Raw genomic sequence first — 22,140 nt, forward strand, 5'->3', positions numbered from 1 at the left:
CTGTTTCATTGCATAAAAAAGGAGTGGATTTTTCCACTCCATAAAAGTCTAACTTCTTGGGGTCACTACAAGCTTAATCATTTGGCTACTTGTGTTTTTTTGGTTGATTTAGTTGTCTGCGTTTAATTTTTTGGGCATAGGCTTCCACGTCTGCTTTTAGAAAAAGCTTGACGGTGCCAGAGGGCGTTTCTCCTTTTTTTTCAATAAATGGGACTAACTGTTTCGTATACACTGATTGGGCAAATGCGGCATAACTTTGATTGGTAATGTCCATTGCTTCAGTTCGATTGAGCAGGTTGTCATTGCACCAGGCTTGTACTTCATTCAATGATTTTAAGTCCATAAGTCACCGCTGCTACCCCTTACACACCTTACTTGACAATATCACTTTTTTACAGAATCCTATAAAACATAGTCAAATATAATATGCACCATATATGAAATACAAAGAAAACTTAAAATTATTCTTTGATTATTAATATTTTTTTTATTGTATTTTTTATTCATAATTATCATCATAAAATACAATAGAATTACTAATACTTCTTTTTGTATAGAGGACATTTTATAACCCGTCAATTATAGCTGAACCAGCCCCTACAACACCGCCAACAACAGCTCCTGGAATTCCTCCAAAAGCACCAATAACAGCACCCCCAGCTGCATTACCCACTACAGATCCCCAGTTTATTTTACCCCCTGATATTTTTTGTAGTTTTTTTTCATCTATTTGTTTATACTTATTCATATTTGTGAGCATCTCCTATCTTGAAATTAATAAAACTTGTCTAAATTTTTCGTAACAATTTAGTTACCTAATAGTCCACCAATACAACCCAAACCACCACCGATAATCCCAACATGAGCTCCTACAAAAGCCCCCGGCACCGCTCCAACTCCTCCAGCAGGCAATCCCCAAAGCGCTCCAGCTCCGACTCCAGTGGCCACTCCTTTACCAATATCTTTAAAACATTGACCAGCACCATAACCACCTGTAGTCATTTGCATCTCTTTAACGCTTAATTCTTTAACATTTTGCATGTTACACACGCTCCTATATAAATTATTTTTTGTACAAAGTGACTATAGCATAACTTTTCTATTTTTTGGTAAAACCTTCCTAAATACCCCAGTAATGTTTCTTGAATAGTAAATAATACTGGATTATAGCGTTCAGGAATTATTTAAGCATGTTTCAGGAATGTTTTTCATAGTGAGGCTAAATGTGTGGCATACTAACCATACAAAATTTTAGTATTAGTAAGGAGTTTAATAAAACGATGAAGACGAAACAATTAAAAGGAAAAGAATACACAGAACAACAATTAAAAAAAATTACAGGTGGAAACAGTGTAATTAAACAAGGAGGGGCTGCTTCGAATTTAGCACAATGCATATTCTCTTTATTTAAAAAGTGTTAGAAAAGGAAATAATTTGGTATGATTTAATCAGGAGGTGATTTCTTGATTATTATTGATACAAAAGCGTACTTACTTCGTATGTTCGTAGATATTGTTTGCCTTTATTTTTTAATATTTTTATTTAATAGAAAGTCTGTGAGACAAAATTGTTTAAAAATAATAATGTTTATGGGAATTACTTTTTTTCTTGAAATATTCAGTCCTTTTTTTGATTTTATTCCTGTTCTGAGTAGCTATTTAATATTAAAACAAAAGAAAAAAAAGGACGTTGTTCTCTTAAACAATCTTGTTTTAAGTATACTTATAAAGTATGGTATGTCTATTTTAAGTTCAACAATTATGACTTTAGGATTTTCTCACAATGGTATAAAAGGGTATGTATATGTTGGCATTCAGATAGCCATAGAAATTTTATTTTTGGTGTGTTTTACTTTTTTCGCAAAAAAAGTAAATTTATCAACTTTGGTTAAAAGATATAGTACAAAGACAACATTATTGTTTATGATTTATTTGTGGGTAATATCTTTATTTTCTTCCTATATAGCTCATCAGTATCAAATATTCGATAATTTTATTATGGGAGTAGCAACTTTTTTGGTTATTCAGACAATATTCGCTCTGTTATTATTTCTTAGAATAAATATTAAACAAAAAGAAGACTATGAACAAAAAATAGAAGTTCAAGAACTTAAAAATCTAAAAAAATATACTTATCAGTTAGAAAAAAATCAAGAACATTTATCGAAATTTAAACACGATTATAAGAACTTACTATTAAGTTTTAAAGAACTCGCTTTAAATGGAGATACAAAACAATTGTTGGATCAAATTCAGCAATTAGAAAATTATTCAGATTCATATCTTTCTATAAAAACTTTTGACTATAGATACTTTAAGAATGTAAAAAATGACTTCCTAAAAAGCCTGCTTATTTCTAAATTTTATGAAGCAAGTGAGCATAAGATTCACTGCCGCTTTGAATGTACTGAAATAATTGAAAATGTGCCTATTGCTATATTTGATTGTGTTCGGATATTAGGAATTATACTCGATAATGCAATAGAAGCAACAAAAGAAAGCGAAAATAAAAGTCTTTCTGTAATGATTTATCAAGATGATGAACAAGTTGAATTTTTAATTAAAAATAGTTGTAAAGAAACAAGCCTTTCATTAAATGAGTTGATTAAAGCTAACATTTCAACGAAAGTGGGTCACGAAGGTTTAGGTTTAAATACTATTCAAGATATAAAAGAAAAGAATAAAAATATATTTGTTCAATACAAAAAAAATTCCAAACAATTCGTCACTCAAATTATTTTAATGTGGTGAGTAAGGAGAAGAAATGAGTTATCCAATTATTATTTGTGAAGACCAATTAATTCAATTAAATCAATTAGATACGATTATTCAAAATTTTATTTTATTTCATAATGATCTGTTTAAAATTAGTTTAAAAACACAAAGTCCTGCAGAAGTTGAAAAATACCTAAAAAAGTTTAAACCTGTTCAAGGAATATACTTTTTAGATATTGACTTAAATCATAGTATTGATGGTATCGATTTAGCAGAAAAGATACGTACACAAGATGTTCAAGCTAAAATTATCTTTATTACGACACATGATGAAATGCTACCATTAACAATACAGAGGCGAGTGGAGGCATTGGGCTTTATTATAAAAGATCAGCCGTTAGAATCATATCGAGTAGAGATTACAGAGTTGCTTTGCCTTGCACAAAAAAGAATTGATGCGACAAGGGACAACAAAAAGCAAGCATTCATTTTTTCCGTAGGGTCTCAAACCTATACTCTTGACTTACGGGAAATCCTTTTTATTGAGCCCTCGAAACTCCCTCACAGGGTTATCGTGTATTCAAAAAATGAACAATATGAATTTTACGGAAAACTAGCAGACTTGAAAAAAAAATATCCTATGTTAGTTAGAATCAATCGTTCGTGTTTAGCTAACCTTCAGCAGGTTAAAAAAATTGATTTCAAGACACGCTCCGTTTATTTTAACTCTAACTTAATACGATCTTTTTCGTTAGGTAAAGCAACAAAGATTAAGGAACATCTAAAAAATCTTAATTCTTAGTAACTTTTGAAAGGATTACAACTTATGTTTAAATCATTTACCTGTGTACTACAACAAGACGAAAAAGATTGTGGTGTTGCGTGTATCGCTATGATCTTAAAACATTATAAATCAGAAATTCCCATTCACAAATTACGTGAATATTCTGGAACAGATTTAGAAGGAACTTCTGCTTTTGGATTAAAAAAAACCTTAGAAAAAATTGGTTTTGATTCTCCTGCAATTCAAGCAGATAATGAAGTATGGAAAGAAAAAGAACTCCCTTTACCTTTAATTGCTCATGTCTTAATTGACAATAAATACATGCACTATGTTGTTATTTATGGAGTAAAAGGCGACACCTTATTAATTGCCAATCCAGATCCAAAAGTAGGAAAAGTAAAAAAATCAATGGAAGAATTTTCCAAAGAATGGACAGGTGTTTTACTGTTACCTACACCTAAAGAGTCTTATACTCCTACCAAAGAAAAAGTCGCTGGATTGAGCTCTTTTTTACCCATTATTTGGCGTCAAAAAGGCTTAGTTTTTCACATTGTTTTAGCGTCTCTTTTTATTACGCTATTTGGGATTGGGAGCTCCTATTATTTTCAAGGAATTTTAGATTACTTTATTCCTAATCAAGCACGGTCTACTTTAAACATTGTTTCGATTGGCTTGATTGCTGTCTATCTGTTCCGTGTCCTGTTTGAATACAGTCGTAGTTATCTCTTAGTTGTCCTAGGACAACGCATGAGTATGGCCGTAATGCTTCAATACTTTAAACATGTGCTTACTTTACCTATGAACTTTTTTGCTACCCGTAAATCAGGGGAGATCATTTCTCGTTTTCTAGACGCAAATAAAATCATTGATGCCCTCGCCAGTGCAACCTTATCCGTCTTTTTAGACATTGGGATGGTCTTCTTAGTAGGGATTACCTTAGCCATTCAAAATGGTACATTATTCTTAATTACCTTAGCTTCGTTACCGTTTTATTTGGTGGCCATTTTAGCCTTTGTTAAAAGTTATGAAAAAGCCAATCAAGAAGAAATGGCGGCTGGCGCTACCTTAAATTCAAGTATTATCGAGAGCCTAAAAGGAATCGAGACAATCAAGGCCTACAGTGGGGAAGAAAAAGTCTATGATCGCGTGGATCGAGAATTTATTCGATTAATGAAAAAGTCCTTCCGGACTGTTACGCTAGATAATGTGCAACAAGGGATTAAACATGCTATTCAGTTAATCAGTAGTGCCCTTATTTTGTGGCTAGGTTCTTTCTATGTCATGGATGGTACGATTAGCCTTGGTCAATTGATTACTTACAATGCCTTGTTGGTGTTTTTCACGGATCCTTTACAGAATATTATTAATCTACAAGTCAAAATGCAAACAGCGCAAGTGGCCAACAAACGCTTAAACGAGATTTTTGCCATTGAACCAGAACAAACAAACGATTCTTCGGAACGCGAAATTCCAAATCAAACTTTCCAACAAGAAATAAGACTAGAAAATGTCTCCTTCTCCTATAATATGAAAGCACCTACCTTAAACAACATTTCTTGCACCATTGCATCGAAAAGTAAAATCGCCTTGGTTGGGGTAAGTGGTTCAGGGAAATCAACATTAGCAAAATTATTAGTGAACTTTTATGCGCCTTCAGAAGGAACCATTCGCTACGGAAAAATGAATCATTTAGATATTCCTTTTCAACAATTACGTGAACACGTCACCTATGTGCCGCAAGAGTCTTTTTTCTTTAGCGGGACAATTGTAGAAAACCTAACTTTTGGCTTACAGAATATGCCTAGTTTTGAACGGATTATTGAAGTGTGTGAAGCCGTTCAACTAAACACATTCATTGAACAACAGCCTTTACGCTATGACATGGTACTAGAAGAAGGAGGGACGAATCTTTCAGGAGGACAACGGCAACGATTGGCGATTGCTCGTGCTCTTTTGAAAGACGCTGATGTTTTAATCTTAGACGAAGCAACGAGCGGATTAGACACACTATTAGAACATGCGATTCTTGATTATTTACTAACGTTAGAAGAGAAAACCTTGCTTTTTATTGCTCACCATTTGCCCATTGCTAAAGCGTGCGATCACATTTTAGTTCTTCATGAAGGGCAACTGGTTGAACAAGGTACTCATGACGACCTCCGTTATAATCAGGGTGTTTATCAACAGTTATGGGATATTTAGGAAAGGACAGAAGAATCTATGCAACAAAAGGATTGGCTCGATCATTCGAGTGTTTATAGCCAACAGCACCACACCTTCTATCGATGGGTCTTGTATCCTGTCATTCTTTTTTTGTGCTTAGGGGCCTTATTTTTAGCTTTTGCAAAAAAAGAAGTCGTGATTCGAACACCAGCACAACTAACGGCACAAAAAACAGAAAAACTACAAGTACCGGTAGAAGCAAAGATAAAAACAAATACACTGAAAGAAAACCAAACAGTAAAAAAGGGCGAAGAGTTAGTCACTTTTGAAACAACCACTTTGCAAAACGAAAAAAAACAATTAGAGCAAGAAAACACAACGATTGAGGAACAAAAAAAAGCGGCACAAACTTTTATTGACAGCCTAACAAATGAACAAAATTTATTTGAGACAGAAGATTCCTTCGGCTATAGCAATCAAGTAAAGAGTTTTCTGGCTGAAAAAGAGGCAACGCGCTATGCCTCAAAGCAAAGTGAAACAAACACACAAAAGGAGCAAGAAGCGTACAACAAAACCAAAGAGCAACTAGAAAAACAACTAACTACGCGTCAAAAAGAACAACAGGAATGGGAGCAGGTACGCACAGCATGGATCAATGAACAATCCCTAGAGAGATTTTCAACTGAAATCACATCCAGGTATCAGGCGTGGCAATCTCAATTAACCGACGTACCAGAAGAACAAAAAAAACAAATTAAAGCAACGACATTGGCTACAATTGACGAACAAATCAGTCAGGTAAAAAAAGAAATCGAGCAACTTCAAAGCGAACAATCAAAGCTAGTAGCGCCAACACCGTCTGATAATGAAGTAAGTAGTCAAACAGAAAAAACAAAGCAAACCAAAGAATTAGCCTTGGCAACAGCGAAACAAAAAGTGGTAGAACTAACCGAGACCCAAAAGAAAAATGAAACAGCACTGAAAACAATCAACGAACAACTCGCACAAAGTACGTTGAAAGCACCTATCACAGGAACCGTTCACGTAAATGAGGAAGTAAAAAGCCAATTGGAAGTCCCGAAAGGCACAACGTTGGCAGAAATTTATCCGAAATCAAAAGACCCACAACTTACGTTTACCGCACTTATTCCTACAAGTGAAAGTATGAGAATCAAACCTGGAATGGCAATACATTTCAAACTGGATAAGAAAGGAGTAGCAACTAAAACAATCGACGGAACGCTAACGGAAATTTCAGAAAACAGTACGACAACTGAACAAGGAGCTTTTTATACAATAAAAGGCACACTAAAACCTCCAAAAGAGTTTACCGGTCGCTATGGTCTTACAGGGGAGCTTTCTCTCATTGTTGGAAAGAAAACCTATTGGCAACAAGTCAAAGATACACTATTAAATCAAGAATAGGATGTGTAGTATATATGGAAAGAAAAATTGATAAACGAACAATAGGCTCTACAGTAGTAGATGTCCTAAAAACAATAGGATTCATTATTTGGTCGACGCTCCCGTTAATGCTTACGATGAGTGCCATTGGCCTGCAAAAATATACACCAATATATCTTCAATGGGGAATTTCTCTGATTCTTATTGCTTTTATCTTATTTTCAATTAGATGGCTTTGGCGTTATTATAGAAAGCATACCGCTTATTTCCTTCAAAAACTTAGACTAAAAGATATTGCAATTGCGGTAGGATTATTTATTTTTCTAAGAGGGATTGCCATAGGAGGGACCCTTTTAAATACTTATGTCACTGGAAATGAAATGACGTCGAACGATGCTGCACTACAAGCCTCTGATCCGCTAGCTATTTTCCCTATGTATTTCATTGTCTTCAATCTAGTAATAGGTCTTGTGGCCCCAATTTTAGAAGAACTAGCTTTCCGAGGAATTTTTATAGATACATGGTTTAACGTGCATAAAAAATGGCTTCCAGCTGTAATCACTTCTTCAATTTTTGCCCTTGCCCATGGATTTGATAATTTTATTACATTCTCCATGTATTTTATTATGGGTTTAACATTCTTTTTTGCTTATTACAGAAGACACAATATTAAAGATTCTATTTTATTACACATGTTAAATAATATCCTTATGATGATTGTATCGTTTGTTTCCTACGCTATGCTATATTTTAATTAAAAGTTTCCAAATTGCGAACTGTAGCTCTTATATTAAATGGTTTGCTTTTCGATAAATAAATGACATTCTTAAATCTCATCAGAGTTTAGAGAATGTCATTTTTTATTGGCAGTTCACCTTATATGCAGATCACTCTTTATGTAAGTTTTGAGTATACTCAAAATTTATATTTACTAATCCTTATCTAGAAGTATTTTATAGTATAAAATTTACATGTAAAATAATGGGTCAAATACAGAGGCAAAAACTTTTAGATATTAAGTGCCAACAGGGTATACTCTTTTGGTCTTTTTTATATTCCAATTGTAATCAGATACGTAGCAGGACATTCAAATTGGGCATACTTAAACAGAAAAGAGGAAATTATTCCCTCTTTTCTGTTATCAGCTATTTTGATCTGTGTTCTTGCAGTTTTCTTTTCACGTAGGCAAAAATTAACTTTAACACATTGGAAACAGCCCATTCGAAAATCCTTCTTGTTAGGGGATTATCGAACTCTTTTGGGAAAATCAAGAATAAGGATTCAACGATTAAAAGTGTAACTGCTTCAATTAAGAATGAATTCATGTGAAATACCGTCTTTCGTAATATTTATAGGTGTTTAACTCCCTATAAATAATTCACCCTTACGGATCAGACTTGTCCTAAAGTAGTTAAAGAAAAATAGATACAAAAAAAGAGCGCCAAAACTAAAAAAATTTGGCGCTCTGGATTTGTAATAAAAATACTACGTTTTGAATATGACACAACCTTGTTGAATTTTGTTTTAATTCAAACTAAAAAAGAAGTCATAGGCTCAAATGGCTAGAACAAAACTGACATAACGGTTAAATGGAGGGTGCAACCTATCTAATCTATAAGTTTCATACAAAAAACTTGACTTTTAGGTGTACCTAAAATATAATAGGTTTACAGATAAGGATACGGTTCTCAACATATCCGAAAATAAAACCTACCTCCTACAGTGTAGGAATTCTTTCATACAGAAAAAAGTTCTCGGTATAGCTGGGAACTTTTTTCTTAAAAAATAGTAGAAGAGGTGGAAAAATGGGGTACGATTTCTTTAAAAAGCCAATTTATCCAAAGAACCTTAGATACGATGAAAATCAAACTTATTATATAGATTGTAGATGTGGAGAAATAGCAAGAAAACAATACAATAAAAATATTTATTTATGTCCAGCATGTGGACAATCTTATACAATTAGAAATAACAAGTACTACCGAACGACTCATTATATAGGATTAAGATAAAGAAGCCTCTAGCCAAGAATTAGCTAGGGGCTTTTTCTATATTTAAATTTTTTCTAACTAACATACAAATAGAGGACATAATAAGTTTGCCAATCTATGGTAAAGCATGCCCTATACGTTTTTCAATTTAAGAGGCATCATCATTTAGAAATGATAGCTATAAGTATATAACTAGGCTGGAGGATTATTTTTTTAAACTCTATAGTAGTTAATTGACCGTAGTAGGATTCCAATGGAACTATCACCTCGAAAAAGATATATCACATATATAAAGTATAATAAAATAAAAATTTCCAGAGTCGGTTGTCCTCATTACTACTATTTTGTAGTCAAATGATAGTTAGGTCAGAATGTGGTGATCGAATTTAGTTTAAAATATTGATTTGATAACATTTATTAAATTATGTTAGTTGTGAAAGTTATTGATATTTTAATTTTAATTTTGAAGTAGCAAGGTAAAAATTCAAAATCTGATAATCTAGTATTGCTGTTTTTTCTAAATATATAGCGAAAAATACAAATAATGTAGGGCTTTTTGTAAATATTTCTAATTTGGAATGAAATTTTACATTGTTTACCCCTTTTTTACAAAAAAAATATTCATTATTAACAGCCAATTGTTACTATTAACGTAATAAAGTGAAGGAGGTTTTCTGAAAGAAAATGAAAAAAGTTATTGTAAAATTGTTGGCTGTTATTTCTTTATTTGTATTATTAACTGGATGCGGCAATAAAAAAGTAGAAACTGTAGAAGGTTCTTCTGAAGTTACACTGGAAATGATTACAGAAAAAGCAAAGAAAGAAGGTAAGGTTATTAGTATTGGCATGCCTGACACTTGGGCAAACTGGGGGGAGTCCTGGCAAAATATTGAAAAAAAATACGGGATTAAACATACTGATACAGATATGTCCAGTGCAGAAGAGCTAGCAAAATTTGAATCAGAAGGTGAAAAAGCGACTTCTGATATAGGTGATGTAGGAATTAGTTTTGGCCCTCTGGCTAAAAAGAAAGGTTTAACGTTACCATATAAAACTAGCTATTGGGATGATATTCCAGACTGGGCTAAGGATAGAGATGGCGATTGGTTATTGAGTTATACAGGAACTATAGCTTTTATGACAGATAAAAACAATGCTGATAAAGCACCAAAAAGTTGGAAAGAGTTATTAAATGGAAAGTACAAAGTTAGCATTGGTGATGTGACTAAAGCAAATCAAGCTCAATTTGCCGTTTTAAGCGCAGCAATTGCTAATGGTGGTGATGAAAAAAATATTCAACCAGGATTAGATTATTTTAGAAAACTGGCTAAAGCTGGCAAAATTTCAACTGTTGAACCAAACATTGCTAACCTTGAAAAAGGAGAAATTGAAGTGGCGATTCTTTGGGATTTTAATGGATTGAACTATCGGGATAAGATTGATCCCACTCGTTTTGAAGTTTCTATTCCGACGGACGGCTCAATTATTAGTGGTTATACAACGATTATTAATAAGTATGCACCAAATCCCAACGCGGCCAAGTTAGCCAGAGAATATATTCTCTCTGATGAAGGTCAAATTAATTTAGCCAAAGGATATGCAAAACCAATCCGATCTGTAAAGTTACCCGATGATGTTCAATCGAGATTATTGCCTGATAGTGAATATAAATTGGCTGTGCCAGTCAAAGACAATAACGTCTGGGATGAAACAGCTGCAGTACTACCAGAATTATGGCAGTCAGAGGTGTTAGCTTATGCAAAATAATTCCTTAGATAAACTAATTTTGATTATCTTAGATGGCTGTCGCTATGATACGGCGATTGATCAATTGGGCTTTTTAAACCATTTAGTGGATCATGATCTAGGAAAATTAGTGAAAGTTCAGTCGGAAATGCCCAGCAATTCACGGCCACTTTATGAAGTCTTAATGACTGGTGTACCCACGTATCAAACGAAAATTTATAGCAATTTTAGCGTGATGCGTTCTAAACAAACATCAATATTCGATTTAGTTACAGCGTACGGAGGAAAAACAGGAGCTGCCACATATGCTTGGTTTAGTGAATTGTATAATCAAGCTCCCTACAATATTAAAACAGATCGAATTCAGAATGATCCAGAAAAGTTGATTCAACATGGAATTTTTTACAATGAAGATTCTTACCCAGATTCTCATCTATTTGCGGATGCCAATTATTTGGTGCAAGAGTATGCGCCAGACTTTCTGGTAGTACATTCAATGAACATCGATGATATTGGCCATAAATACACTGCAGTATCTAGAGAATATCAACAGGTTGTTAATCGGGTAGATATAATCTTAGCAGAGGTATTGCCAGATTGGTTAGAGCAAGGTTATCAGGTTGTTGTAACTGCGGATCATGGAATGGATGAATTCGGCTTACACGGGGGTTCTTTAGAGGCTCACCGTGCAGTTCCTTGTTACTTGTTTACAGAAAAAAGAAATCAAATCACTGCTAAAGAAATTAAACAGTTAGACTTAGCACCGCTACTTTGCTTTTTTTTAGGCTTAGCGCCGGCAAAAGAAATGAACGAGATTAATCATATCATTAAGGAGTAATTAAATGAAAAAACACTTAATTATGTTACCGATGGGGATCATCTTTTTGGCATTTTTAGTTATTCCATTAATACTAATGATTCTTGGTAGCTTTCAGTCAGATGTAACGAATGAATGGACTGTCTCCAATTATACAACTATTTTTAACAACCCGTATTATAATCAGGCCTTTGTAAATAGTTTTTTAATTGCAACAGTGTCTGCTTTGTTAGGTTTAGCAGGATCGTTTGTTATTTGTCTATGCTTATTGAATTTATCTGAGCGAACGCAAGAAAGGGTTACCTTTGTATCGAATTTAGCTGCTAACTTTGCTGGAGTCCCATTGGCGTTTTCTTTTATTATCTTATTGGGAAACGTTGGTGTATTAAAGATGATATTTCCCTTGTTAGAGGATTTTAACCTTTATTCTTGGATTGGATTAACCGTCACCTATGTTTATTTTCAAATTCCTTTAGGACTACTATTTCTCTACCCAAGTATAAAAGAAATAAAAAAAGAATGGCTAGACTCGGTCGCTTTATTAGGCGGGTCAAAACTCTATGCTTGGCGAAAAGTAGCGTTGCCGTTTTTATGGCCATCAATTCTGAGTACTTTTGTTATTCTTTTTGCTAATGGAATGGGGACTTATGAGACAGCTTATGCCCTAACAGGGAGCAACATTAATCTATTGACGATTCGAATTGGTGCTCTTGTTTCAGGAGATGTATTTGCTAAACCAAATCTTGGAAGCGCTCTGGCTGTGTTGTTTGGTTTTATTTTAATTTTAGCAATGATGATAACTCAATGGTGGGGGAGGAAGATAAAGAGATGAAGAAAAAGCTTGTAATGATAATATTTTTTTGCTTTGGTTTATATTATTTTTTACCACTTTTGGGTACGGTCTTGTATGCCAGTTCTACCTCGTGGGGCAAAACGATTTTACCAGATGACTTGACTTTAAAGTGGATTAGTCAATTGCTTAGGGATCAAGCTTTTTTATTGGCCGTTGGACGATCATTAATTTTAGCCGTCTTAGTTTTACTGTTAACTTTAGGATTAATGATTCCTACGATTATCTGGATTTATTTATTTGCTCCACGGATAAATCAAGTGATGGAAAAAATAGTTCTGCTACCGTATGCAATTCCAGGGATTATCTTAGTTACTGCATTATTGCGAACTTATTCAAAAACAGAATTGCCGATGTTTCTAGTCCTGGTTGGAGCCTTGTTTATTAATACCTTACCGATTGTATTTTTAGGAATTACTAATCAGATGCGATTAATTAATTTACGAGAATTAATCGATGCAGCCGCTACCTTAGGTGCTTCAACGAAAACAGTCTTATTCCAGGTTGTATTTCCTAACATTCGAATTGGCGCAATCTTAGTTTCCCTAATGGTTTTTTCATCTGTTTTTGGTGAGTATATGTTAACTAATTTGCTGATTGGCGGGCGCTTTGAAACAGTGCGGATTTATATGTTGAAACGAATGAATGAAAATGGTCATTTAGCAAGTGCAGTAATGGTGATGTATTTTTTATTAATGACTGTGATTGCTTGGGCAACGTTTGTTATTGCGAATCGTCAGAAAAAGAAATCTTGGCATAGAAAACAGCATGAGATAAAGCAACGTTCTATCTTAGCCAAAGAAGGAGTGATAGTAAAAAATGTTCTTGGAGATTCGTGATATAACACTTTTCTTTGATGAAAAACAGGTGTTGGAAATTGATGAAATAGCAATTGGAGAAGGAGAACTTGTAACCTTGTTAGGTCCTAGTGGTTGTGGTAAATCTACCTTACTACGATGTATTGCCGGTTTGGAGAAGCCAAAAACAGGAACAGTCTTTTTAGATAATGAAGCAGTTCAAGACAAACCAACTAAAGAGCGAAACATAGGCTTCGTTTTTCAAAATTATGCTTTATTTCCAACAATGACTGTCTTTGAGAATGTAACTTTTGGCTTGAAAGTTAAAAAGTTAAACAAAGAGAAAATTAATCAACAAGTGTTTAAGATGTTGGATTTAGTTGGTATGACAGAACACGCTGAAAAAAATGTTCAACAGCTGTCAGGCGGGCAAAAGCAACGAGTAGCTCTGGCTCGTTCGTTAGTGATGGAGCCCAAAGTTCTCTTGTTAGACGAGCCATTAAGTGCCTTGGATGCTCGCATTAGGAAACAGTTGCAACGGGATATCCGAAGAATCCAGCAGGAGTTACAAATGACAATGATTTTTGTCACTCATGATCAGGAAGAGGCTATGCTGATTAGTGACCGCATCTTTATTTTAAACCAAGGGAAAGTTGTTCAAGTCTCAACGGCTGATAGGTTGTATCTGCAACCGGAAAGTCCATTTGTAGCAGAATTTATAGGAAACTATAATAGACTCAATTGGAAAGAGTTAGCTGTTTATACAGATGAATTTGCAGCCAACAGTAATGATTTTATCTATTATTTAAGACCTGAGCTTATTCACTTTCGAGGTGATATGGAGATGATTGCTATTCCGGTTACCTTAAAAGAACAACTTAGCTTAGGAAGTATTAAACGCTATATATTTCAGACAGCCAATGATAGTGAAATTATGGTTGATCGATTAAATGATAATGTAATAGCTCCCACAACTAATTTTTTATACGTTCATAAAAAAGATATCTTAAAAATACCAACAAGATAAGAGTAAATAATCCAGTAAACCTAAATAGAAAGAGAATAGTTAAATTTATGTAATAATTTAATTATATCAAAAGACCAACAGAATAGCTCCTGTTGGTCTTTTGATATAATCGCAGTTTGCACATTTAAAAAATTGAATCTTTTAGTACAAAATCGTGTGCTGTTTGAGAGAGGAAAACAGCACACGCACTTTGTTAAAAAATATTAACACAAATAGAAATTTTCTGTAGGTGTAAGCTTGTCTACTAACTACTTATATAGCTCTGAACAAGCTTTGTGCTTCAGCTGGATTCCAAGAAGCGTCACCGTAGTTATAGTGTGTAACTAAAGATACATAGTCTTTCCCTTGATAGGTGACAATTTCATCCTTAGTATATAGCTCTGGTTTAAAAAGTGAACCTAATTTAAATTCTCTATAATTAGAAGCAGTATTATCTGTTTTTTTCGTTGCTACAGCCAATTCATTACTTAACTGAGATTCAACGCCATCATTACTGATTGCTTTTACTTGATACGTATAAGCAGTTGCAGCGGTTAAACCACTGTCTTTGTAATGAGTAGCTGTTGTTTCACCAATTAGACGGTTATCTCGGTAAATTTCATAGGTTTTAATACCGGATGAATGAGTAGATTTGTTCCACATTAATGAAACGGACTCTTCTGTCTCACCCATTGAGTGTAAACCGCTTGGAGCAGTAGGTGCTTCTTTGGCAGATTCATCCAATGTCTTTACAGAAATTGCTTCACTTTTTTCGGATAGCTCTCCTGACTGTCCAATTGCTTCAATTTCATATTTATATTCTGTAGAAGGAGTTAACTGGTGATCTTCAAAATAGTTTTCTTTAATTGTTGCTATTTTTCTACCGTCACGATAAACATTATATGCTTGGGCAGTAGTTTGTGCATCCCAAGATAATGTAGAAGTATGTTTAGTAATATTTGTTACTTTAATATTTGTTGGTTTAGTCAATAGAATAGGGATTCCAGCATTTTTCACATTTACATCAATGACGTTGTAGAAGGCATTAGAAGTATCGGCAACATCCCATACAGCTAAAATTACATGATATCCAACTCTATTTTTGGGAATATTAATCGTGTGGCTCAAGTTATTTGAAGCAGCTGAACCATCATGGTTAATTGTACCAATTAATTCTAATTCCTCACGATTCAAAGGAGCATTTTGATTCCAGCCGGGCTTAGTCATATAGTAATGCCATTTTGTTGTCTTGTGTGCTGCAGTGTAGTGCCAAGTAAAAGTATTTGCTCCAGTATTAATATCCGTTTTCTTCCACCTATCACTTGTTTGGTTGTCTAATACAAAATCGCCGATTTGTCCTAAACCACCGTTAGCAGAGGCAATTCGTCCGTCAGCAGGTCCTTGTTGTGGGAACCCTTTTGGTGCTTCTAATGATTGTGGGTTAGTAATAACATTCCCATATAAATTAAGAGCTTCTGTCCAACCCATATGTGCCATGTCAAGTTTTCCCTGATAACCTCTCGCTGGAGGTGTAGCGACATAACCATGTGCAGAAGCTGAGTCTGTGTTTAATAACAAAGCCCCGCCCATAAAACAAGTTGCTGCAAATAAACTTCCTAATATTTTTTTCTTCATGCGTTTTTCCTCCTAGCATAAAATTAGTTGTTTACCACTATTTATTTTCGCATTGTTTGCATCTTCTGAATAGGTCAATAAATTTCTTTGACTTAGAAAAAAGTAGATTTTTAAACTAAGATGAAGGGAAATATTTAGATAGTTGGTTATTGCTAAACCTATAGTTGAAAAATTTCAGGGCCGAGTACTACTTAAACTTTTTATATCTGCTAATTTATGAATTAATATAACAACAAAATATCAATTTTTTTCTTTTTTAGGAAAATTATTTGTGTTTCAAAATGTTTTAAAGGATGAAATAATTGGATTTACCCAAATGGGTAAATTATTTTCTAGGAGGAAAAAGAATGAAAAAAAGATTATTTGCATCAGTAGGTTTAAGTTTATTGGCTTTAAATGTATTCGGGAGTGCAGCGTATGCCACTGAAAATACAGAGAAACCACAGAGTGAGTTTATACAAGAAGGACTCCAGTCTGATGTTGATATCCACTTTATCGGAGGAAATTTAAAGCTTGAGAAAGTTCCTGAGATATCATTTGGGGAACTTAATATTGCAAGTGGTCCTCTGTATAGCTCTATTAATAACGGGTCGCAAGAGGCACGTGTGATGGATACCCGAGGAACTAAAGAAGGATGGAATTTAGGAGTATCTCTATCACCATTAATGGGAGAAAATGGTGAAGAGTTACGTGGAGCAAAATTGTTTTTACAAAACGGGAGAGTTTCAGGTGATGTCCCTGATGGTGAAAAACCTACCTTGATTACAACTCCGAATATGATGGGGTATTCAAACACTATTGAGTTAAGTCCAAATGGAGAATTTCAGGATATCTTACTTGCAAAAAAAGGTCAAGGTGCTGGGTACACCCGATTGAACTATGGTCTTGAAGGTTCTAGAAAAAAAGGAGAGAGAAATGGAAATATTTTTATGTATGTCCCAAGATCTTCAGCTCAATTACAGAGCTATAAAGGACAAATGAATTGGGTGTTAACTAATGCCCCAACCTAGGTTGATAAAAAGATGGGGAAGTTTCTTCTCCATCTTTTGGTTGTTTTTTTTACTTTTCTTTACTATTAATGACGTTTCATGGGCTGCTGAAAATCAGCTTGATTTCACGGTAGATGCGATTTTACCAGATAATCAAATTTCAAAAGTCGGTTATTATGATTTACAGGTCAAACCAGGTGAGTCTCAGGAACTGAACTTGCAGTTGAAAAATACTAGCGAAAAAAAGATTAAAGTAAAGGTAATAGGTAATAATGCTATTACAAACCGTAATGGTGCTTTAGATTATTCAAAACATGGAGCAAAATTACTTAATTCTCCTAGTTTTGAGGAATTGATTTCGGAACCGCAATTAATAGAAATAAATCCTAAAGAAGAAAAAGTGGTCGGCTTTCAACTAACGATTCCTAAGGAAGGCTTTAAAGGGATAGTCCTAGGTGGATTTAATTTGTATGAAGAGCAAGACGATGAAGAAAAAAATAGTTCTGGCGGCCTAAGTTTGGAAAACAAATATTCCTATAATATTGGAGTAAAGCTTCAGTGCTTTAAAGATGTAGTAGAACCAGACCTTAAACTAACTAAAATAAAACCTGGATTAGATAATGGTTATCTTACGGTTTTTGCTACTGTTGAAAACGCTCAGCCAGTTTTGTTGAGTCAATTGGATATGACAGCAAATGTAACAAAAAAAGGCCAAAAAGAGGTGCTACGTAAAGTAGAAAAAAAGATTTCTTTAGCGCCAAGTAGTCCATTTGAAATGCCAATTAGTTGGGAAAATGAACCGCTTAAACCAGGTTTCTATAACTTGGCTATTCATTTGAAGGATGACTCTGGAAAAGAGTGGAAACTTTCGAAGGAGTTTGAAATTAAGAAAAGTGACAAAAAGCTTAATGAACAAGCAGTCGAAGTAAATAAAGAAACGTCTCTTGAATGGGTATATGTAGGAGCTGCTTTGAGTCTAGCGGTAATTTTAGGATTGATTTGGTATATTCACAAGTTGCGCAGTAGCAACCAATAAGAGACATTCATTTGAAAAAGTATTAAGTATAGAGCAACAAAAATATCAAAATTAATGATACATGTAGTTATAAAAAAAGGGAGTCATATAATTAGCTAGTTTGGATTTACCGTTTTGAATTACACCGATTAAGCTTGCTTGGAAAGTAAACTAAGAATTTAGGTAACCTAGAATATATACGTTTATGAACAAAGTTAATAGATGGTATCTTAACTTATGATGGAGAACTGCAATGGGCATTTCAGGACGTAATTAGCTAATTTGTAAAGGGGATAAAAGTATTCCCCTTTATACGAAAAATATAGTAATAGAGAATTATAGTGAAAGGAGCGATAGATTATCGAAACTTTCTTGTCTAAGGCTTCGCAAAAGAAAATTAAATTGATTCGTTTCTTATTATCAGAAAATAAAGGGCGTACCATGGAAGAATTGACCCATTTTTTAGGTGTTTGTAGTAAATCAGTGATACTCTATATACAAGAACTGACAAACATTTTTGAACAGTTCGATGGTAAGATTACGTTTAAAAATGATACCAATAATTTTTTTTGTTTGGAAAAAAACGAAGGGTTTCCAATATATAATGTTTATCTGCATTATTATAAGGAATCATATAATTACCAAATCATTGATTTCATGTATAAGCATCCAGACAAAGATTTAGAAGACTTTTTAGAGATTTATTGTACGAGTTTGTCTACCGTTTTACGTTACGCTAAGTTACTGATGAATTATTTTAAACAACATAAGCTAGTTTTTCGTAAAGCTAGCTTAGCCCTTGAGGGTGAAGAAACGACAATCCGTTGCTTCTACTACTATTTTTTTTGGGAATCAACTCGTCATGGCGGTTGGCCATTTGTAACAGAAAAATTTAAAATTGATCAGTATTTGTTTTTTTTTGAGGAAACTTACCAAATTACGTTAAACGGTTTGCGAAAAAAATTTTTCGCCTATTGGCTTACGATTATCTTAGAACGTAGCAAGCTCTACCCGATAGTTATTTCTGATGAAATGAGGCATATCGCTCAAATGGATAGTCGCTATTCGTTGGTAAAAAGATGGATAGATAAAACAGAGCTTCAATTGAGCGAAGAAGAGCAATGCTTTATTTACACAATTATTTACGCCTATGGTATTTTGGAAGGACAGGCAGAATTTGAACAGTGCCATATTCAGGCACACGCGCTGACTGACAGCAAATGCTATCGATTAGCTAAGTATTTAACAAAAGCTATTCAGGAACTATTTTCTGTTCCAATCAATTTTCATGATGAGAATCAGATATTTGGGATTTTAACATTTTATCAACGTAGTGAGCTTTTTTTTGGTAACACAGATGTTTTGTTCCATCATTCTTTTCCTGATCAGATAAAGGATAAGAATTTAGGCTCTTATCAGAAAATTAAGGAACTGCACAAAATGCTGCTGAAAATATCTGACCGTGAGACGAGTTCTATCTTAGAAAACTGGAATCAATTATTTGTAAATTATTACTATATTCTCGATTACTATGGTTTGCTAACAAAAAACTTTCCACCATTAAAAATTTTGTTGTTAAATGATCGTGACCCAATTAATTGCGTATGGCTAAAGCACAAAATAGAAGCTTTTTTCGGAAATGTTTATAGTCTAGTCTGCTACAATCATTTAAAGGAGATAACGGATGCCGACTTAGTTATTTCCAACTATTACGTAGAAACTGGAGATAAGCCACTTTTATTAATGAAAAGTATTCCTACCCATCGCAATTGGCAGGATTTGGAAAAGTTATTATATCAATTACAAGTAGAAAGAGCCTTCAAAAGTCCATCAGCCGATTGTTATTGTTCTTTTTGTGAATGATTCAAATAGCCTAAAATGAGCAGTTGAGGCAATCATGCCGAGCTGCTCATTTTAATTTTATCTTCGGTATTGCTGAAACATTAATAAGATATTTTTTAAGAATTATATTGATTTATTTGATAGATAGAAGAAGCTTATGTGTTTTTTGGGTAATAAGTATCCATAATGGTTGTTAAAAAAGGAGGTTCTAGTATATGGGAGAAGATGGCTTAAAGAAAAAGTATCAAGATAGCATAAAGAAACGTTTAGTTAAACAAAGCAAGTGGGATCGTGCGCTAGAAGGCGTTATTTTTAAGGAACCTACTGAAATTCCAAGAGATTGCTTTATAAAACAAAAAATTACCAAAAGGAGGAAGGATAATGAGTAAAAATATTATTGGGAGTTTTAGATTAGTCCACAGACCAGGAAAAGGATATTGGATAGAAACATCATCAAATTTAGATAAATGTACAAAACATGTATTTTTATCCATGCTGTTTGCACAACTTGCTCATGACGAGGGAATTTCACAAAGGCAATACGCTGAAATGTTATTAGATTTAAATAAAGTATATCCTGCGACGTTTAAAGAAGAGATATGAATACAAAGACAGGAAAATAAGGCCTGTTTATCCTTACAGAAAAGTTAAAAAGTAAATTCATACGTCTATCGTTAGTATCTAACTCATCATAGGTGTATGACTCATTTATTTTTAAGCCAACTTGTTTAAAGTGGTTGAACAAAAATAGATAATAATAAAAAAAGGTCAGAAACTTAAAACCTCCAGAATATATATAAAAGAGCTACCTAGTGGTGGCTTCTTTTTTAGGTCTTATGGATTAAAAGTGTCAACAGGACATGCTCTTCATTTATATGCTTGATAATGTGAAATCTATCAGTCGTTAATTCTGTTTTTGTTAGAACACAGTTAGTGAACGGGAAGCTATCGGCTTCAGGTCTGTGACTATGAATTTTACTTCTTCAGAATTAGAATCGTGTTTAAAGTGTTACCTATCATTTCCTTTAGAGGGGAAAAAATTGGAGCCTGGAAAGTATACATTAACAATGAACGTCAGATCTTCTAAAGAAAAATGGTCTTTTACAAAAGACTTTGGAATAAAATCAGAGGTAGCTAAAAGTCTTAATGATAAAGATGTAACAATTAAAAAATCTAATAACGTTTGGTTATATATCCTTCTCGTTTCAGGTGTTTTTGTTTCCATAATTTTAATATTTATTTTTTTGGAAAAGAAAAATAAATAATATATTGTAGAATATAATTATTAGAGAAACCTATAAAGCTATAATATATAGGTTTCTCTTAAATAGTTACAATCAATTTAGAAACTAACAAAATTGTCCCATCATCAGAATACATAAAGATATATTCTTGGTCTGTTTTAGCTTCTGACCGTTATTAGATAGTAATATCAATACTACAAAACTTCCTAATTTTCTTGATTTTGTGGTTAACACATAACCACCTCTTATTGTTTGTTATACTGAATAATAAAATAATTATATATTACATTTAATTAACTTAATGTAATTAAATGTATCAATTAATATTAAATATCTTAGACTTAATTCGTTAGGTTCAGAAACTTAGGATTTTTAGGACACGAGAGAAATAATACAAAAAGATGACAAACAGATGCATAGCGTATCTTTTCTTCCAAATATTTAATTGACCCCTACATAGAGAAAAATCAAAAGAAAATAGCGGTTTCTTCCTTACTACAACCGCCACCTGAAGAAAGCCTTGTTTCACAAGGCAAAGGTCAAGAGCATTGGTTCTGTGGCATGTTTTTTGTCCGCTTCACTTGGTTGCAGGGATGATTTTTCCAGTGAGCGGCTTTGTGTCCGTTGTCTTTTCACTGCACGCCCAAAACCTCAAGCTCACACCATAACAGCAAACAACGAAAGGAGGCTCATACAAAAAAATGCCGAACCAACAAAATCAAAAGAACATCCCTTCCTAAGTCTTCAAAAAAATGAATTGTCAAAAGCCAGAATCAAAACCAAAAGAAGGAAAATCAAATGAACAAAGAATAAGTCCTTAAAACATTAGATTCACTAGCTTACGCAATGGAAAAACTAGAAAACGGAATTGTCCGCTCTGAGGTTAACGAAGAATTAGAGCAAATGTTGGAATTAATGAACAAAGACTGGAACGAACTTTATATCGTTATTGGTAAATAGTGGGAAGAATATCGGAATAACGCCCTTGAAAAGTAAAAAAAGAAACCACTTGCTATGAACAAAAGATTTCTAAAAAGGTAGTTATACTTGAAAAATCGATGTATCACAAGTGTAACTTACCTTAGTTCCATTGACAAGTACCAAAAAACAAATCAAAAAAAGAGAAAGCAGGTAAGAATTATG

21 protein-coding genes are annotated in these 22,140 nt (G+C 33.7%); 17 read left to right on the forward strand and 4 right to left on the reverse strand.

What is annotated here, in order from left to right; translation table 11 throughout:
• Window positions 1-85: 85 nt before the first annotated feature.
• The 3 genes from IGI87_RS04615 to IGI87_RS04625 all read right to left on the reverse strand — a co-directional run bounded on the left by IGI87_RS04615 (window position 86) and on the right by IGI87_RS04625 (window position 1,041).
• Window positions 86-343 (reverse strand): hypothetical protein, encoded by a 258-nt coding sequence (locus IGI87_RS04615; RefSeq protein ID WP_438736344.1) that lies wholly within the window; start codon window positions 341-343, stop codon window positions 86-88.
• Window positions 344-565: 222 nt separating this feature from the next.
• Window positions 566-748: a Blp family class II bacteriocin gene (locus tag IGI87_RS04620; RefSeq protein ID WP_438736345.1), complete on the reverse strand. Its 183-nt coding sequence runs from the start codon at window positions 746-748 to the stop codon at window positions 566-568.
• A 59-nt stretch (window positions 749-807) separates the two neighbouring features.
• Window positions 808-1,041: a Blp family class II bacteriocin gene (locus IGI87_RS04625; protein WP_438736346.1), complete on the reverse strand. Its 234-nt coding sequence runs from the start codon at window positions 1,039-1,041 to the stop codon at window positions 808-810.
• A 239-nt stretch (window positions 1,042-1,280) separates the two neighbouring features.
• On the opposite strand from IGI87_RS04625, the gene IGI87_RS04630 reads away from it, so the two are divergent.
• The 11 genes from IGI87_RS04630 to IGI87_RS04680 all read left to right on the forward strand — a co-directional run bounded on the left by IGI87_RS04630 (window position 1,281) and on the right by IGI87_RS04680 (window position 14,293).
• Window positions 1,281-1,421, forward strand: a complete 141-nt coding sequence (locus IGI87_RS04630) for an EntF family bacteriocin induction factor (RefSeq protein ID WP_202584284.1) — start codon at window positions 1,281-1,283, stop codon at window positions 1,419-1,421.
• Window positions 1,422-1,463: 42 nt separating this feature from the next.
• Window positions 1,464-2,750, forward strand: a complete 1,287-nt coding sequence (locus IGI87_RS04635; RefSeq protein WP_438736347.1) for a sensor histidine kinase — start codon at window positions 1,464-1,466, stop codon at window positions 2,748-2,750.
• Window positions 2,751-2,763: 13 nt separating this feature from the next.
• On the forward strand, window positions 2,764-3,516 hold the full coding sequence (locus tag IGI87_RS04640; RefSeq protein WP_438736348.1) for a response regulator transcription factor: 753 nt from the start codon (window positions 2,764-2,766) through the stop codon (window positions 3,514-3,516).
• A 24-nt stretch (window positions 3,517-3,540) separates the two neighbouring features.
• Window positions 3,541-5,700, forward strand: a complete 2,160-nt coding sequence (locus IGI87_RS04645; RefSeq protein ID WP_438736349.1) for a peptide cleavage/export ABC transporter — start codon at window positions 3,541-3,543, stop codon at window positions 5,698-5,700.
• An 18-nt stretch (window positions 5,701-5,718) separates the two neighbouring features.
• Entirely contained in the window at window positions 5,719-7,086 is a 1,368-nt protein-coding gene (locus tag IGI87_RS04650) for a bacteriocin secretion accessory protein (protein ID WP_438736350.1), read from the forward strand.
• Between the two features lie 14 nt (window positions 7,087-7,100).
• Window positions 7,101-7,823 carry a lysostaphin resistance A-like protein gene (locus IGI87_RS04655; protein WP_438736352.1) on the forward strand — a complete coding sequence of 241 codons (723 nt, stop codon included), beginning with the start codon at window positions 7,101-7,103 and terminating at the stop codon, window positions 7,821-7,823.
• A 1,917-nt stretch (window positions 7,824-9,740) separates the two neighbouring features.
• Window positions 9,741-10,823 carry an ABC transporter substrate-binding protein gene (locus tag IGI87_RS04660; RefSeq protein WP_438736353.1) on the forward strand — a complete coding sequence of 361 codons (1,083 nt, stop codon included), beginning with the start codon at window positions 9,741-9,743 and terminating at the stop codon, window positions 10,821-10,823.
• Window positions 10,813-11,640, forward strand: a complete 828-nt coding sequence (locus tag IGI87_RS04665) for an alkaline phosphatase family protein (RefSeq protein ID WP_438736355.1) — start codon at window positions 10,813-10,815, stop codon at window positions 11,638-11,640. Before IGI87_RS04660 ends, IGI87_RS04665 begins: the two co-directional genes overlap by 11 nt.
• A 4-nt stretch (window positions 11,641-11,644) precedes the next feature.
• A complete protein-coding gene (locus IGI87_RS04670) occupies window positions 11,645-12,451 on the forward strand; it encodes an ABC transporter permease (RefSeq protein ID WP_438736357.1) in 807 nt (268 codons plus the stop codon).
• Window positions 12,448-13,308, forward strand: coding sequence for an ABC transporter permease (locus IGI87_RS04675; RefSeq protein WP_438736358.1), 861 nt, complete (start codon window positions 12,448-12,450; stop codon window positions 13,306-13,308). The genes IGI87_RS04670 and IGI87_RS04675 overlap by 4 nt, the downstream gene beginning before the upstream one ends.
• Complete coding sequence (locus IGI87_RS04680; protein WP_438736360.1) at window positions 13,289-14,293, forward strand: ABC transporter ATP-binding protein; 1,005 nt, start codon at window positions 13,289-13,291, stop codon at window positions 14,291-14,293. The genes IGI87_RS04675 and IGI87_RS04680 overlap by 20 nt, the downstream gene beginning before the upstream one ends.
• A gap of 252 nt (window positions 14,294-14,545) precedes the next feature.
• Here IGI87_RS04680 and IGI87_RS04685 read toward each other — a convergent pair whose 3' ends face one another.
• The gene (locus IGI87_RS04685; RefSeq protein WP_438736362.1) at window positions 14,546-15,907 is read right to left on the reverse strand and encodes a lytic polysaccharide monooxygenase; all 1,362 of its coding nucleotides are present in this window, start codon (window positions 15,905-15,907) and stop codon (window positions 14,546-14,548) included.
• Between the two features lie 347 nt (window positions 15,908-16,254).
• On the opposite strand from IGI87_RS04685, the gene IGI87_RS04690 reads away from it, so the two are divergent.
• The 6 genes from IGI87_RS04690 (at window position 16,255) to IGI87_RS04715 (ending at window position 21,018) form a co-directional block, all read left to right on the forward strand.
• A complete protein-coding gene (locus IGI87_RS04690) occupies window positions 16,255-16,917 on the forward strand; it encodes a WxL domain-containing protein (RefSeq protein ID WP_438736364.1) in 663 nt (220 codons plus the stop codon).
• Window positions 16,904-17,932 (forward strand): DUF916 and DUF3324 domain-containing protein, encoded by a 1,029-nt coding sequence (locus tag IGI87_RS04695; RefSeq protein WP_438736366.1) that lies wholly within the window; start codon window positions 16,904-16,906, stop codon window positions 17,930-17,932. The genes IGI87_RS04690 and IGI87_RS04695 overlap by 14 nt, the downstream gene beginning before the upstream one ends.
• Before the next feature lie 420 nt (window positions 17,933-18,352).
• Window positions 18,353-19,774 (forward strand): helix-turn-helix domain-containing protein, encoded by a 1,422-nt coding sequence (locus IGI87_RS04700; protein ID WP_438736368.1) that lies wholly within the window; start codon window positions 18,353-18,355, stop codon window positions 19,772-19,774.
• A 194-nt stretch (window positions 19,775-19,968) separates the two neighbouring features.
• Window positions 19,969-20,142, forward strand: coding sequence for a hypothetical protein (locus IGI87_RS04705; RefSeq protein ID WP_438736370.1), 174 nt, complete (start codon window positions 19,969-19,971; stop codon window positions 20,140-20,142).
• Window positions 20,135-20,356, forward strand: a complete 222-nt coding sequence (locus tag IGI87_RS04710; protein ID WP_438736371.1) for a hypothetical protein — start codon at window positions 20,135-20,137, stop codon at window positions 20,354-20,356. The genes IGI87_RS04705 and IGI87_RS04710 overlap by 8 nt, the downstream gene beginning before the upstream one ends.
• 365 nt (window positions 20,357-20,721) lie before the next feature.
• Complete coding sequence (locus IGI87_RS04715) at window positions 20,722-21,018, forward strand: WxL protein host-binding domain-containing protein (protein WP_438736372.1); 297 nt, start codon at window positions 20,722-20,724, stop codon at window positions 21,016-21,018.
• The last annotated feature ends 1,122 nt before the right edge of the window (window positions 21,019-22,140 follow it).

Origin of the sequence: Enterococcus sp. DIV1444a (assembly GCF_051712125.1) — a bacterium.
GTDB lineage: Bacteria > Bacillota > Bacilli > Lactobacillales > Enterococcaceae > Enterococcus > Enterococcus faecalis.

What these genes read in the sequence shown, in the direction of transcription:
- IGI87_RS04615 (WP_438736344.1), bottom strand. Translation starts at nt 343, where the DNA reads ATGGACTTAAAATCATTGAATGAAGTACAAGCCTGGTGCAATGACAAC.
- IGI87_RS04620 (WP_438736345.1), bottom strand. Translation starts at nt 748, where the DNA reads ATGAATAAGTATAAACAAATAGATGAAAAAAAACTACAAAAAATATCA.
- IGI87_RS04625 (WP_438736346.1), bottom strand. Translation starts at nt 1,041, where the DNA reads ATGCAAAATGTTAAAGAATTAAGCGTTAAAGAGATGCAAATGACTACA.
- IGI87_RS04630 (WP_202584284.1), top strand. Translation starts at nt 1,281, where the DNA reads ATGAAGACGAAACAATTAAAAGGAAAAGAATACACAGAACAACAATTA.
- IGI87_RS04640 (WP_438736348.1), top strand. Translation starts at nt 2,764, where the DNA reads ATGAGTTATCCAATTATTATTTGTGAAGACCAATTAATTCAATTAAAT.
- IGI87_RS04645 (WP_438736349.1), top strand. Translation starts at nt 3,541, where the DNA reads ATGTTTAAATCATTTACCTGTGTACTACAACAAGACGAAAAAGATTGT.
- IGI87_RS04650 (WP_438736350.1), top strand. Translation starts at nt 5,719, where the DNA reads ATGCAACAAAAGGATTGGCTCGATCATTCGAGTGTTTATAGCCAACAG.
- IGI87_RS04655 (WP_438736352.1), top strand. Translation starts at nt 7,101, where the DNA reads ATGGAAAGAAAAATTGATAAACGAACAATAGGCTCTACAGTAGTAGAT.
- IGI87_RS04660 (WP_438736353.1), top strand. Translation starts at nt 9,741, where the DNA reads ATGAAAAAAGTTATTGTAAAATTGTTGGCTGTTATTTCTTTATTTGTA.
- IGI87_RS04665 (WP_438736355.1), top strand. Translation starts at nt 10,813, where the DNA reads ATGCAAAATAATTCCTTAGATAAACTAATTTTGATTATCTTAGATGGC.
- IGI87_RS04670 (WP_438736357.1), top strand. Translation starts at nt 11,645, where the DNA reads ATGAAAAAACACTTAATTATGTTACCGATGGGGATCATCTTTTTGGCA.
- IGI87_RS04675 (WP_438736358.1), top strand. Translation starts at nt 12,448, where the DNA reads ATGAAGAAAAAGCTTGTAATGATAATATTTTTTTGCTTTGGTTTATAT.
- IGI87_RS04680 (WP_438736360.1), top strand. Translation starts at nt 13,289, where the DNA reads ATGTTCTTGGAGATTCGTGATATAACACTTTTCTTTGATGAAAAACAG.
- IGI87_RS04685 (WP_438736362.1), bottom strand. Translation starts at nt 15,907, where the DNA reads ATGAAGAAAAAAATATTAGGAAGTTTATTTGCAGCAACTTGTTTTATG.
- IGI87_RS04690 (WP_438736364.1), top strand. Translation starts at nt 16,255, where the DNA reads ATGAAAAAAAGATTATTTGCATCAGTAGGTTTAAGTTTATTGGCTTTA.
- IGI87_RS04695 (WP_438736366.1), top strand. Translation starts at nt 16,904, where the DNA reads ATGCCCCAACCTAGGTTGATAAAAAGATGGGGAAGTTTCTTCTCCATC.
- IGI87_RS04700 (WP_438736368.1), top strand. Translation starts at nt 18,353, where the DNA reads ATGGAAGAATTGACCCATTTTTTAGGTGTTTGTAGTAAATCAGTGATA.
- IGI87_RS04705 (WP_438736370.1), top strand. Translation starts at nt 19,969, where the DNA reads ATGGGAGAAGATGGCTTAAAGAAAAAGTATCAAGATAGCATAAAGAAA.
- IGI87_RS04710 (WP_438736371.1), top strand. Translation starts at nt 20,135, where the DNA reads ATGAGTAAAAATATTATTGGGAGTTTTAGATTAGTCCACAGACCAGGA.
- IGI87_RS04715 (WP_438736372.1), top strand. Translation starts at nt 20,722, where the DNA reads ATGAATTTTACTTCTTCAGAATTAGAATCGTGTTTAAAGTGTTACCTA.